This is a genomic window from Ketobacter alkanivorans (assembly GCF_002863865.1).
Classification (GTDB): Bacteria; Pseudomonadota; Gammaproteobacteria; order Pseudomonadales; family Ketobacteraceae; genus Ketobacter; species Ketobacter alkanivorans.
On record NZ_CP022684.1, the window covers coordinates 1,575,292 to 1,589,317 of the forward strand.

General features: G+C 51.0%; 12 protein-coding genes and 2 tRNA genes. All 14 read right to left on the reverse strand.

What is annotated here, in order from left to right; all coding sequences use genetic code 11:
* Positions 1-64: 64 nt before the first annotated feature.
* Positions 65-751 (reverse strand): START domain-containing protein, encoded by a 687-nt coding sequence (locus tag Kalk_RS06790; protein ID WP_101893471.1) that lies wholly within the window; start codon positions 749-751, stop codon positions 65-67.
* Positions 752-1,049: 298 nt separating this feature from the next.
* Positions 1,050-3,167 (reverse strand): polyribonucleotide nucleotidyltransferase, encoded by a 2,118-nt coding sequence (gene pnp / locus Kalk_RS06795; RefSeq protein WP_101893472.1) that lies wholly within the window; start codon positions 3,165-3,167, stop codon positions 1,050-1,052.
* A gap of 228 nt (positions 3,168-3,395) precedes the next feature.
* Positions 3,396-3,665, reverse strand: coding sequence for a 30S ribosomal protein S15 (gene rpsO / locus Kalk_RS06800; RefSeq protein WP_101893473.1), 270 nt, complete (start codon positions 3,663-3,665; stop codon positions 3,396-3,398).
* A gap of 79 nt (positions 3,666-3,744) precedes the next feature.
* Complete coding sequence (gene truB, locus Kalk_RS06805) at positions 3,745-4,668, reverse strand: tRNA pseudouridine(55) synthase TruB (protein ID WP_101893474.1); 924 nt, start codon at positions 4,666-4,668, stop codon at positions 3,745-3,747.
* A 2-nt stretch (positions 4,669-4,670) separates the two neighbouring features.
* Positions 4,671-5,090 carry a 30S ribosome-binding factor RbfA gene (rbfA, locus tag Kalk_RS06810; protein ID WP_267892433.1) on the reverse strand — a complete coding sequence of 140 codons (420 nt, stop codon included), beginning with the start codon at positions 5,088-5,090 and terminating at the stop codon, positions 4,671-4,673.
* Between the two features lie 7 nt (positions 5,091-5,097).
* The gene (gene infB / locus Kalk_RS06815) at positions 5,098-7,791 is read right to left on the reverse strand and encodes a translation initiation factor IF-2 (RefSeq protein WP_101893476.1); all 2,694 of its coding nucleotides are present in this window, start codon (positions 7,789-7,791) and stop codon (positions 5,098-5,100) included.
* A 59-nt stretch (positions 7,792-7,850) separates the two neighbouring features.
* The gene (nusA, locus tag Kalk_RS06820; protein WP_101893477.1) at positions 7,851-9,347 is read right to left on the reverse strand and encodes a transcription termination factor NusA; all 1,497 of its coding nucleotides are present in this window, start codon (positions 9,345-9,347) and stop codon (positions 7,851-7,853) included.
* Between the two features lie 49 nt (positions 9,348-9,396).
* The gene (gene rimP, locus Kalk_RS06825) at positions 9,397-9,858 is read right to left on the reverse strand and encodes a ribosome maturation factor RimP (protein ID WP_267892434.1); all 462 of its coding nucleotides are present in this window, start codon (positions 9,856-9,858) and stop codon (positions 9,397-9,399) included.
* A gap of 341 nt (positions 9,859-10,199) precedes the next feature.
* A tRNA-Met gene (locus tag Kalk_RS06830) sits at positions 10,200-10,276 on the reverse strand.
* Between the two features lie 131 nt (positions 10,277-10,407).
* Positions 10,408-10,494, reverse strand: a tRNA-Leu gene (locus tag Kalk_RS06835).
* 64 nt (positions 10,495-10,558) lie between these two features.
* Positions 10,559-10,960: a preprotein translocase subunit SecG gene (gene secG / locus Kalk_RS06840; RefSeq protein WP_233716840.1), complete on the reverse strand. Its 402-nt coding sequence runs from the start codon at positions 10,958-10,960 to the stop codon at positions 10,559-10,561.
* Between the two features lie 13 nt (positions 10,961-10,973).
* Positions 10,974-11,723, reverse strand: coding sequence for a triose-phosphate isomerase (gene tpiA / locus Kalk_RS06845; RefSeq protein WP_101893479.1), 750 nt, complete (start codon positions 11,721-11,723; stop codon positions 10,974-10,976).
* A gap of 68 nt (positions 11,724-11,791) precedes the next feature.
* Complete coding sequence (glmM, locus tag Kalk_RS06850; protein ID WP_101893480.1) at positions 11,792-13,135, reverse strand: phosphoglucosamine mutase; 1,344 nt, start codon at positions 13,133-13,135, stop codon at positions 11,792-11,794.
* Between the two features lie 24 nt (positions 13,136-13,159).
* Positions 13,160-14,014, reverse strand: a complete 855-nt coding sequence (gene folP, locus Kalk_RS06855) for a dihydropteroate synthase (RefSeq protein WP_101893481.1) — start codon at positions 14,012-14,014, stop codon at positions 13,160-13,162.
* Between the last annotated feature and the right edge of the window lie 12 nt (positions 14,015-14,026).

Sequence of the window (14,026 nt, forward strand, 5' to 3'; positions counted from 1 at the left end):
GGCAATAAAAAAGGGGCTATATTTAGCCCCTTTTTTATCTCAATTTTCGAGTCGTTGCGCTGAACTATTGTGTCATCGCAACCTTGCCACCAACGGGCTCTTTGATAAATGCAAATTTAGCACCTTCGTATTTGCCCAAGGCCGACGCTTTTAAATTTTTAATGGTGTTGTAGGGCATCTCATAGGTGAACATATCCAACAACCAGCCCTGAACATCACCACCCGGATCATAGTCAGAAGTGTATGCCACTTCTACCATGCCACCACTTTTTGGCGTGAGCACCCACTCTGCCTCAAAGCTGGGGCTGCGGATCATGCTGCTATCTTTGTTCAAATACTGTGGTTCTGAAAACACCTTTTTGGTAACCACTAAGGTTTCAGGATTCTGTTCCCAACGTGAATACAGTACGCTGTCGCGATCTCTTTCAGGCCAAGGTGCATCTACTACTGTATAGGTGATGCTTTCTTTTTCACTGATGTCTTTCAGTTTCTCAACCTTCGCGACCTTGTCCATCCACTCGGGAAAAGCAGAGTGATCAGACAGGAAAGACACCAAACTGGAAAGACTGGCCTTCACATTGGTGACCACTTTCACTTGTTTGAGGGGGCTGCTTTGAGATTCTTTGGTATAGAGCTGAATCCCGTTTTCATCCATGTCCAACTGCCAATCATTGGCGAGCGTCACACTTGAAAAAAGCAAAGCTGAAGACGCAACCAGTGCTCTGAAGCTACTCATTTTTTGCAATGGCATATTCCCTTTCCTCCGGAATTATTGTTCTTTTTAATACTCTGTAGTTACTGCGTAGCCATCTTTGAGCTACTTTTAATCAATTACTAACACTTCATCTTGCACCGTAAATGCTGCAGTAATCATGCGTATGTCAGTACATCGCATCAAGCAATAGACGTAAGTATTGTCATCTAAAGTGCCTGTTAGGGTACGCAATGCCCCTTACAAACACAACTGTATTTTATATAACCAAGTGTAAATAAAAAGGGAGCTGTTAGCTCCCTTTTTTATAGCTACCTATACAATATAGCTATTTTGTTTACTCAGCAGAACCGTCTGCGGCCTGATCGGCCAACGCTTCTTTAATACTGAGCTTGATGCGGCCACGATTGTCCACATCCAACACTTTTACGGTTACTTCCTGACCTTCCTGCAAGTAATCACTTACGTTGTTCACACGATCCTCAGCAATTTGAGAAATATGAACCAAGCCGTCAGTACCAGGGAAAATGTTAACGAAAGCTCCAAAATCAACAATCTTCTGCACCTTACCGGTGTACAGCTTGCCAACTTCAGCCTCTGCGGTAATACCTTCAACCATAGACAACGCCTTTTCCGCAGCTGCCTGATTCTGGCCGTATATACGAACCTGGCCATCATCCTGGATGTCGATTTCTGCGCCGGACTCTTCACAAATACTGCGAATCATCGCGCCGCCCTTACCGATGACATCACGAATTTTGTCCGGATGGATCTTAATGGTAAGGTAAACAGGAGCATCTGACGACAAGGTGCCGCGTGGAGCAGCCAGAACCTTGTTCATCTCGCCCAATATGTGCAAACGGCCTTCACGCGCCTGATTCAATGCCGTTTCCATGATCTCTTCGGTAATACCGGTGATCTTGATATCCATCTGCAATGCAGTGATACCATTGTCTGTACCGGCCACCTTGAAGTCCATGTCGCCCAGATGATCTTCATCACCCAGGATGTCGGACAGAATTGCGAAACGCTCGCCTTCTTTCACCAAGCCCATGGCAATACCAGCAACCGGTGCCTTGATCGGAACACCAGCATCCATCAGCGCAAGGCTGGTGCCGCAAACCGAGGCCATGGAAGAAGAACCGTTGGACTCAGTAATTTCAGATACAACACGCATCGCATAAGGGAAATCTGCACTGTCAGGCAACATAGCCTGAACACCACGGCGAGCCAGGCGACCATGCCCGATCTCTCGACGCTTGGGGCCAAGCTGGAAGCTGATTTCGCCTACGCAGAAAGGAGGGAAATTGTAATGCAGCATGAAAGGATCAGTTTTCATACCTTCAATCGCATCGATGTTCTGCGAATCACGCAAGCTGCCTAATGTAGCAGCTACGATGGCTTGAGTTTCACCACGGGTGAACAATGCCGAACCGTGGGTTCTAGGCAACACACCCACTTCCACACTGATTGGACGAACGGTTTTCTGATCGCGACCATCAATACGTGGCTTACCTGACAGGATATTTTCCCGAACAGTCACGTATTCCAAGTCATGGAATGTGTCTTTGACTTCACGTTCCGTAGGAGCACTTTCGTCTTCTGGTTTGCACAGGGCAGCAACGGCATCGTTACGCAACTCGCCAACACGTGTGTAGCGTTCCTGCTTATCGTGTATCTGGTACGCCTCTACCAGCTTCTCGCCAACCACAGACTTAACAGCCTGAGTCAGGCTTACATTTTCTTCAGGCGCTTTCCAATCCCATGAAGGCGTCGCCACTTCAGCGGCAAATTCCTTAATGGCGGTAATCGCCTTCTGCATTTCCATGTGACCGAACAGAACGGCACCCAGCATTTGATCTTCGGTCAGCTCTTGCGCTTCGGATTCAACCATCAACACGGCTTCGTCGGTTCCTGCCACAACCAGATCCAGTTGCGATGTTTCCAACTGCTTATAGGTTGGGTTGATCATGTACATACCATCGGTATAACCGACACGGGCAGCACCTATCGGCCCCATGAAAGGAATGCCGGCGATCGCCAAAGCAGCAGAAGTACCAATCAACGCAGCAATATCGGGATCAGTCTGCTTGTCAGTAGACATTACCGTAGCAATTACCTGAACTTCGTTAGTAAAGCCTTCGGGGAACAGTGGACGAATAGGACGATCAATCAAACGACAGGTTAAGGTTTCCTTTTCAGTAGGACGACCTTCACGCTTCATAAAGCCGCCGGGTATACGGCCAGCAGCATAGAATTTTTCCTGATAGTTTACTGTCAGCGGGAAGAAATCGACTCCCGGTGCAGCTTCTTTTCGGGCAACGACTGTGACCAGCACGGAGCAAGATTCAGTGGAAACAACGACAGCGCCGGTTGCCTGACGGGCAACTTTTCCTGTTTCCAATACAAACGTCTGATCACCAAATTGAAATTCTTTTTTAACCACTTTAAACATTATTCACCTTCCGTTTCGAGACTTCGGCACAACTCGTTTCCAATGATGTCTTAATTCTGTAGCCGAAGTTTTACCAGTATTTTCAATGTTATTAGAGCACTTAAAAAAACACGGCACTGATCCGAAGATGAGTGCCGTGTTTTTTAGCGTATCAGGATCGCACCTTTCGCGCAGAGCACATGCTTTGCGGACAGGTGAACCCTGAATATCTGCCTGGCCAATGCATCATTAACGACGCAGACCCAGCTTGCCGATCAGTGAAGTATAACGATCCAGATCCTTGCGCTTCAGGTAGTCCAGCAACTTACGACGCTGGTTAACCATGCGGATCAGGCCACGGCGTGAGTGGTGATCCTTGTTATGCGCTTTGAAGTGACCTTGCAGCTGATTGATCTGAGCAGTCAGCAGGGCAACCTGCACTTCTGGGGAACCGGTATCGCCTTGACCACGTTGATGATCAGCAACAACTTGAGCTTTTTGTTCAGCACTTAATGACATTGTGTTTTCTCCAATATGCTTGCAAAAAAACCAACCGGACCACGCATATTTACAGTTCGATCGGCTACTACGTTAACAGCTAATTGCTGTTACTTATTAAGCGTCGGGGAGCCACTTTCCCATCGTCCAGCACCTCGCCAACGCCAATAAACTCTTGATTGGGGCCAATCATCTTGACCCAGCCCTCTACAGGGGCACCCGGTATTTGCACGGGATTACCATTACGCAGGTAAAACGCGGTGGATTCCGACAGCTCCAGCTCCGGCCAGTGATCAGCACTGGTACCCAAAGGCAGAAGCAGCTCATCCAGTGCCTTATGTCCACCAGAATCAAGGACTTGCGACAGTGTTTCCACAGTAACAGCCTGCTCCAGCGTATAAGGCCCAGCTTGTGTGCGGCGCAATTCTACCACATGCGCCAGGTTACCCATAGCGGCAGCAATATCTTCCACAAGATTACGTACATAGGTACCTTTGCTGCACGAAACCGCCAGACTGAAATGGGTCGCATCAAACTCCAGCAATTCTAGACTATGAATGCGTACCTTGCGGGCAGGTCGCTCCACTTCTACACCTTGACGAGCCAATTTGTACAGTGGTTGACCATTATGCTTGAGGGCTGAATACATAGAAGGGATCTGTTCGATCTCCCCGGTAAACTGTTCCAACACCGGCAGCAAAGCTGCCTGGGTCAAGCCATCGGTAGAACAGCGCTCTACCACTTCGCCATCAGCATCAGAGGTATCTGTGCGTTCGCCCCACTTTGCTTTCACAACATAGGCTTTGTCTGCATCCAGAAGAAACTGGGAAAACTTGGTCGCCTCACCAAAACACAGCGGTAATACACCAGTCGCTAATGGATCAAGGCTGCCGGTATGCCCTGCTTTAGCGGCACCGTACATACGCTTGATCCGTTGCAGGATTTCATTGGAGGTACAGCCAGGTGGCTTATCCAGCACCAATACGCCATCAATGGCCCGGCCTCGATTTCGTCGTTTTGCCAAACTTATTCTCCGACCGATTCGCCAGGCTCATCATCACCATGCCGGGCTTTATCTTTCGCAACGGCTTGATCAATAAGACGTGACATTCGAGGACCATCCACGATGGTGTGGTCATAGTGAAAACGTAAGCGAGGCATAACGCGCAACTGAATACTTTTGGCCAAAAGACTGCGCAGGAAACCAGCGGCATGATCCAGCACCTCGAGGGATTCCTGCACGTTTTGATCTCCATCTATGCCCATAAACGTGACATAAACATCGGCGTACGCCAGATCTTTACTAACGTTCACACTGTTAATAGTCACCATACCAACCCGAGGATCCTTGATCTCCCGCTGCAATAGCATGGCCAGATCACGCTGGATCTGGTCAGCTATTCGATCAGTACGTTTGTAACCCCGAGCACTGTGACGCAATGCCAATTACCTCTTATATGGTACGAGCTACTTTTTTCACGCTGAAAACTTCGATCTTGTCGCCAGCTTTCACATCGTTGTAGCTCTTAACTGCGATACCACATTCGATACCAGCATTAACTTCGTTCACGTCATCTTTGAAGCGACGCAGCGATTCCAATTCACCCTGGAACACCACCACATCATCACGCAGTACGCGGATAGGTTTGTTTCGATAGAGCGTGCCTTCAATTACTTTACAACCCGCTACCGCACCAAACTTAGATGAGCGGAACACATCACGCACTTCAGCCACACCCATAATTTCTTCACGCAACTCAGGTGCAAGCAAGCCAGACATAGCATTCTTAACATCTTCAATGATGTCGTAAATAACGCTGTAGTAACGCAGCTCGATGTCTTCTTCCTGGCACAGCTTACGCGCTGAACCATCGGCACGAACGTTGAAACCAATCACTACCGCACTGGAAGTCAACGCCAGGTTGACGTCGGACTCGTTGATACCACCAACCCCAGACGACACGATATTGACTCGAACTTCATCGGTAGACAGATCAACCAATGCGGTCTGCAAGGCTTCCAAAGAACCCCGCACATCGGTTTTCAATACGATATTGACCGAGGCTGCTTCGCCAGACCCCATGTTCTCGAAGATATTTTCCAACTTGGTGGCTTGCTGGCGAGCCAGACGGTTATGGCGCAGTTTCTTCTGACGGAACTCAGCCACTTCACGTGCCTTACGCTCATCAGGTACGACCTGGAACTCTTCTCCGGCATCAGGCGCACCGGCCAGACCCAGGATTTCGACCGGAATTGACGGGCCAGCTTCTTTAATCGGCTTGCCGTTCTCATCCAGCATGGCTCGCACGCGACCAAAGTGTTCGCCCGCCAGTACCATATCGCCGTGATTCAAAATACCGTTTTGAACCAGCAGGCTGGCTACCACACCACGCCCTTTATCGACGCGAGATTCGATGACAATACCTTTAGCTGCCCCGGTGGACACCGCTTTCAGCTCCAGTACTTCTGCCTGCAGCAACACTGCATCCAACAGCTCATCGATGCCCATGCCGGTGTGAGCAGACACGTGCACAAACTGAGTGTCGCCGCCCCACTCTTCAGAGATAACTTCTTTCTGAGAAAGGTCAGACTTAACCCGCTCAGGGTCAGCGTCTTCTTTATCCATTTTGTTAACAGCAACGATGATCGGCACGTTCGCCGCACGAGCGTGATCAATCGCTTCTGCTGTTTGCGGCATCATGCCATCATCTGCCGCTACCACCAGGATAACGATATCTGTACAGGAAGCACCCCGCGCCCGCATTTGCGTAAATGCAGCGTGTCCGGGTGTATCCAGGAACGTAATCATGCCGTGGCCGGTTTCAACGTGGTATGCACCGATATGCTGCGTTATACCACCCGCTTCACCTGCTGCTACGCGGGTACGACGGATGTAATCCAGCAATGACGTTTTACCATGATCAACGTGACCCATAATGGTGACAACGGGGGCACGCGGAGACTTATCGCCTTCAGACTGAGAATCTTCCAAGTGCTCGACCAGGGAATCCTCAACGGCGTCCTCGCTGACCAGTTTCACGTTGTGTCCAAACTCTTCAACAATCAACTGCGCAGTATCACGATCGATGGACTGATTCATCGTTGCCATGATGCCCAAGTTAAACAGGGATTTGACAACGGAAGCACCTTTTATAGACATCTGCTGCGCGAGGTCGGACACGGTAATGCTGTCGCCCAACGCCACTTCGCGCACCACAGGGCCAGTAGGATTCTGGAAGCCATGTCGATTAACTCGAGATGCCGATACTTTAGGAACGATTCTTCGCTCCGGCTGCTTATCTTTACCCTTTTTCTTCGGCACTTTTCGGGCACGCTTAGCCTGACGGGCTTCGCGATCAAGGCTGTCTTCAAACGCACGCTTAACAATGGCGTCCTTCTCTTCTTCCAACAGCACTTCTTCTTTAGTTTCAGGCTCTTTGCTGCGCCCTTCCAACTCACGAGCTATGCGACGAGCTTCTTCCAGAGTGCGCTGGCTGGCTTCTTCTTCCGCTTTTTTACGAGCTTCCTCACGACGCTTGGCGTCTTCAGCACGGCGCGCATCTTCGGCCGCCTGCTCTTCAGGGGTAAGCTCCGGCTTCTCTGGCTTTTCGGCCTTTTTAGGCGCTTCTTTCTTAGCAGGAGCCTTTTTGCTCGGCTTTTCAGCTGCTGGTTTCTCTTCAGCTGCCGCCTTTTTGGCTTCTTCGGCCCGGCGCGCTTCCTCGGCAGCTTTTTTCTCTGCCTCGATGCGTTCTTGCTCGGCTTTCTTCGCCGCTTCTTCTGCTGCGCGCGCTTCCTCTTCCAAACGAGCTGCTTCTTCTGCTTTGGCTGCCTCTTCAGCTTCTACCGACGAGCGCTTTACATAGGTACGCTTCTTACGCACTTCAACGTTGACGGTTTTGCTGCGACCCTGAGAGCCGCTCACTTTCAGAGTACTCACACTCTTGCGCTTCAAGGTGATTTTCTTGGGTGCGGAATCAGATTCACCATGGGAGCGTTTCAAGTGCGCCAACAGTTGCTCTTTCTCATTATCCGAGACAGCTTGCGCTGCGTCTTTGTGAGCCAGCCCCGCGTCTTTCATTTGCTGCAATAAGGTCTCTACGGGTACACCCACGACATCTGCTAGCTGTTCGACGGTCACTTCTGCCATATCAGCGTCTCTCACTCCTGTTCTTCGTGCCTGTTAGTTGCTTGGGGTTAAGGATCAGGTTATTCCTGACCCTCAAACCATGGGGCACGTGCAGTCATAATCAATTGCGCGGCGCGTTCTTCATCAATGCCTTCGATGTCTAAAATATCATCGACGGCTTGCTCAGCCAGATCATCCATTGTGATGATACCGGCCTTGGCCAGCGCGTAGGCGGTGGTTTTATCCATACCGTCCATATTCAGCAGATCTTCAGCAGGCGCCTGCTCGCCTTCAAGCTTCTCTTCTGATACCAATGCTTTGGTCAGCAGAGCGTCTTTGGCCCGACGACGCAGCTCATCCACCACATCTTCGTCGAAGCCGTCGATTGACATCATTTCTTCTTTTGGTACGTAGGCCACTTCTTCCAGACTGGTAAAGCCTTCTTCAACCAGAACAACTGCCACATCTTCATCAATGTCCAGATCGTTCATGAAGCGCTCAACCAGCTCTCCGGCTTCTTCTTCTTGCTTGCTCTGGGCCTGATCGATGGTCATTACGTTCAGATCCCAACCAGACAGTTCGCTGGCCAAACGGATATTCTGACCACCTTTACCGATAGCCTGAGCCAGTTGTTCTTCATCTACTGCGATGTCCATGGCGTGACGATCTTCATCTACCACGATCGACACCACATCAGCCGGTGACATAGCGTTAATCACGAACTGTGCAACGTTGTCGTCCCACAGCACGATATCGATACGCTCACCACTTAACTCGTTGGAAACCGCTTGCACCCGGGCACCACGCATACCAACACAGGCTCCCACAGGATCCACTCGCTGATCGTGGGTTTTCACCGCAATTTTGGCACGTGCACCTGGGTCGCGAGCCGCACCTTTAATTTCAATCAAGTCTTCGCCAATTTCAGGCACCTCGATCTTGAACAGCTCGATTAACATCTCAGGGCGTGTGCGGCTCACAAACAATTGCGGCCCACGGTTCTCACGATTCACATCATGCAGTACCGCGCGAACACGATCGTTCATGCGAAACGTTTCACGGGGAATCATTTCATCACGGGGCAGCAGAGCTTCTGCGTTATTGCCCAGATCGAGGATGACGCTGTCTCGGGTCACTTTCTTGACCGTGCCGCTAATCAGTTCACCAATGCGATCCAAATAGGCTTCTATGACCTGCTGACGTTCGGCCTCACGGACCTTTTGGACGATAACCTGCTTGGCGGTCTGGGCGGCAATACGACCAAAATCGATGGATTCAATCGGCTCTTCCCAGGTGTCACCAATATTCAGGGACTTGTCCACGTCATGGGCTTCATCAAGCGTCAAATGACGTCCGGGGAATTCGAAGTCTTCATCGGCCACAACGTGCCAAAGACGATAGCTATCGTAATCACCCGTGACCCGGTCGATATTGACTCGAATCTCTACATCATCGGAAGGGAATCGCTTTTTAGTGGCCGTTGCCAGCGCCAATTCTACTGCGCCGAAGATCACGTCCTTATCAACGCCTTTCTCGTTAGATACGGTATCCGCTACCATTAATATTTCTTTGCTCATTTCACTGCCTCACCCTGAGACTGCGCACGATAGAGTATCTATCAGCACGTTAGTCGAATATTGGGACCAGGTTTGCCTTATCAATTTGGTTGATGGAAACGGTCAGCTGCTGCTTATCTACTTCAAAGGTGAGCGAATCATCTTTCGCTTCCAACAGCTTGCCGGTGAAATTCCTCATGCCGTTAATGGCCATCTGCAAACGAACTTTGATCAACTCTCCTGAATAACAGGCGAACTGATCAAAGTTGAATAGGGGTCTGTCCATGCCTGGAGAAGATACCTCCAGGTTGTACTCGCCACTGATTGGGTCTTCTACATCCAGCACTCCACTGACCTGATGAGACGCTGCCTCACAGTTTTCAATGGTTACGCCATCTGCAGAATCTATGTACACACGCAGCACAGAGTGTGGCCCCTGGGACAAGAACTCTATGCCCCATAGATCCATCCCTACAGCATTGACTGCGGGTTCTAGCATTTCTCTCAGAGATTCGATTCGTTTTGAGGACACGTAATCCTTGGCTCTTCTCTTAAATCACAAACAAAAAGTGGGCACCAAGGCCCACGACTGTTTGGCCTGAGGTGGTCGGTTGAGACTGCCTGCGGCCAAAACTTATCCTAACAAAAAGCCCCTATATGTAGGGGCTTTTTATAATTCTTACTACTAGCTCTGCTCGGATAAAACCTAAACTTGCAAGGCTTTAACCCAGTCCCATCGGCTGCGGATTATAGCAATGATTGACTCAGCGCTTCAACCACAATGCCATACTGCAAACAAACTAAAGAGACTTCAGAGTCGCTTCAGTGGTTTAACAGGGCTGGTAACTCCTGAAAAACCACTGAGCATTTGATTGGTAGCGGGGGCTGGATTTGAACCAACGACCTTCGGGTTATGAGCCCGACGAGCTACCAGGCTGCTCCACCCCGCATCGACAAGACGCGCATCTTAGAGACTTTATTTTGACCTGTCAACACAATTCCAAAAATAAAGGTTCATCTAAGTGCTGGTAATTAAAACTATTTTTCTAACAACCCCCATTACGGCGGGCGCTTTGAATAATGGTGCCGAAGGCCGGACTTGAACCGGCACGACCAGAAGGCCACTACCCCCTCAAGATAGCGTGTCTACCAATTTCACCACTTCGGCGGGGAGGCATAATTTAACGGATAACGCGTTGACGTTCCACAGAAATTACGCCTGATTCGTGCATTTATTCTACCGGGGCGGACTCTACAGGCGCATCTGCCGCTTCGACAGCGGGTGCAGCAGGCACGTCTGAAACCGGCTCAGCTTCTTCTTGATACTGAGGCACATCGGTTTCTACTGCTTGCTCTACCTGCACATCCGGCGCGTCAAAAGAAAGCTCGCCTCCTGCGGCTTTGTCCCGGGCAATATAGGCGAGCCCTAAACAAACCACAAAAAACACTCCAGCAAGAAGCCATGAGGATTTAGTCAGGAAGTTGCCCGTACCGGCACTGCCAAATACGGTTTGGGATGCTCCCCCACCGAACGACGCTCCTGCATCAGCTCCTTTACCCTGCTGTATCAACACCAGACCGATCAGGGCCAGCGCCACACACACCAACACGATCAACAATACGGTTTCTATCATTTTAATTTCCTAATTACTCTGCCGCCTGGCAGATCGCCAAAAATTCTTCTGCGTCCAGTGACGCACCACCGATCAACCCACCATCAATATCGGCACAACTGAAAAGCTCTGCCGCATTGGATGCTTTAACGCTGCCTCCGTAAAGGATCGACAGCTTTGAAGCTACTGCTTCATCCAGGTCACGCAGACACATGCGCAATATTTCATGCACTTCCTGCGCCTGACCCGGGGTGGCCGTAAGGCCTGTACCAATAGCCCATACCGGCTCGTAAGCCAAAATAGCGCCAGCAAACGATGCTATGCCTGCTTTATCAACAACCGCCATCAGCTGCTGCAGCACAACGGTATTCGTTTCACCCGACTCACGCTGCTCCAGAGTTTCTCCCACACAGAGAATGGGGGTCAACCCAGCAGCCAATGCAGCGCAAAATTTATCCGCTATCACGTCATCCTGCTCGGAAAACAAGGCCCGCCGCTCAGAGTGCCCCAGTATGACATGAGTGCAACCAAAGTCTTTCAGCATCTCCAGCGAGACTTCGCCAGTATAGGCACCGGCGGTATGCTGGCTTACATTTTGTGCCCCCCACTGTATAGGTGAACCACTCAGCTCATCTGATACCTGGGACAAATAGGGAAACGGCGCACAAACAATCACTTGCGTACGGCCAGGAGCCAAGCCGGCCTTGAGTCCACGCAACAGGGATGCAACGGTCGCCTTGGTGCCGTTCATTTTCCAGTTGCCTGCTACAACAGCTGTCCGCATGCCATTCCGCCTCCAATTTAACAAGGCGGCAATGGTAGCGAAGAAGGTGTCAACATACAAGAATGGGGTTAGGTGCGAATGACCTCTTCCACCACATCGGCGATCTGTCGGCACAATGCAGCCACTTCATTGGCATTATCGCCTTCCACCATCACCCGAATTAGAGGTTCTGTTCCAGATGGGCGCAACAAGACACGCCCCCGCCCGGACAGTTGAGCCTCTGCCGTTTTCACTGCGTCCTGAACCTGCGGGATGCTGACGACTTCGCGCTTTTCAGGCAGGCGTACGTTGATCATAACCTGGGGCAACTTGGCCATGCCGCCACGCAACTCCGCAAGAGTCTTATTCTGGGCCATCATCACCGCAAGCACCTGAAGGGCCGACACGATGCCATCTCCGGTGGTAGTTTTATCCAGACACACAAGGTGACCTGACGATTCACCACCCAACAACCAGCTACGATCCCGCAATTGTTCCATTACATAACGATCACCGACACTGGCCCGAATGAAATCTATACCCAACCCTTGCAAGGCCAGCTCGAGCCCATAGTTACTCATCAGCGTGCCAACCACCCCCCCTTGCAGGGCGTTATCCTGTTGACGGCCCTGGGCAATGATAAACAGAAGCTCGTCACCGTCCACCAACTCGCCCTCTGCATCCACCATCAATACGCGATCACCATCACCATCAAAGGCGATGCCCAGATCAGCCCGCAGCTCCAGTACTTTTTCCTGTAACAGTTCAGGGTGAGTGGAACCACAGTTGAGGTTGATATTGAGCCCATCTGGCTTCACAGCCATGGGAATAACTTCAGCGCCCAGCTCCTCGAACACCGCAGGGCCCGGAGCGTAGGTCGCCCCATTGGCGCAATCAACCACTACGCGCAGGCCTCGCAGTGAGAGATCCCGCGGGAAAGTACTTTTGCAGAACTCGATATAACGACCACGGGCATCCTCCAGCTTCCGGGTCTTACCGATCTGATCGGAAGGCACCGTATCCATGGGCAGATCCAGATAATCTTCAATGGCATGCTCCACGTCATCGGGCAATTTTTTGCCCTCGGTACAGAAAAACTTGATGCCATTGTCGTAGTAAGGGTTGTGAGAAGCGCTGATCACGATACCTGCCGCCGCGCGGTAAGTTCGCGTTAGATAGGCAATGGCCGGGGTCGGCATTGGCCCCAGCAACATGACATCCACACCGGATGCGGACAAACCTGCCTCCAGCGCGGACTCGAACATGTAACCGGAGATACGCGTATCCTTGCCGATAAGTATTTTCTGCCGCCCCTCACCGGTGGCAAAGACTTTTCCCGCCGCCCAACCCAGCTTAAGCATGAATTCAGGTGTAATAGCGCCTTTACCCACCGCCCCACGAATACCATCGGTTCCAAAATATCGCTTGCTCATTATTTTTCCTTAAATCGCTATAAACTACGCCGTCTCCAGCACAGCGGAAACTATCTTTAGCGCATCCACCGTGGGCCCTACATCATGCACCCGGATGATACTGGCGCCGTTGTGCGCTGCAATGATGGCAGCAGCCACACTGCCATGGAGCCGCTCATCTACATGCTTGCCCAATATCGCGCCAATCATAGATTTGCGCGACATCCCTACCAACACGGGGAAGCCTAACGCCACCAGCTGATCAAGATGCTTCAACAGGCTGAGATTATGTTGCAAACTTTTGCCAAAGCCAAAACCTGGGTCCAGCAGGATACGGTCATCGACAATCCCCGCATCACGGCAGGCACGGACCCGCTCCATAAGATAGCCAGCCACATCGCTCACGACATTACTGTATTGAGGATTATTCTGCATTGAAACAGGATCACCCTGCATGTGCATAAGACAGACGGGAAGTGTGCTGTTTTTTGCACACTCGAGGGCTCCCTCTCGCTCCAGGGCTCGCACGTCATTGATCAAACCGGCACCAGATGATTCGGCCTCCGCCATCACAGCGGGCGTACTGGTATCGACAGAAATGATCGCATCCACTTCAGCCGCCAGCGCCAGCACCACTGGGATCACCCGATCCAGTTCCTCTTGCTCTGAAACCGGATCGGCTCCCGGACGCGTAGATTCACCCCCCACATCAATGATAGCGGCACCCTGGTCAACCATGCGCAGAGCCTGGCTGATGGCTTGCTCATGATTGCAGAATTTTCCACCATCGGAGAACGAATCAGGCGTGACATTGAGCACACCCATAACAGCAGGTTTTGACAGATTTAAAAAACGGCCTCCGCACTGGAGACCGTTTGGGGGCGAACCTTTTTCGGGCATTCGCTTATCTTG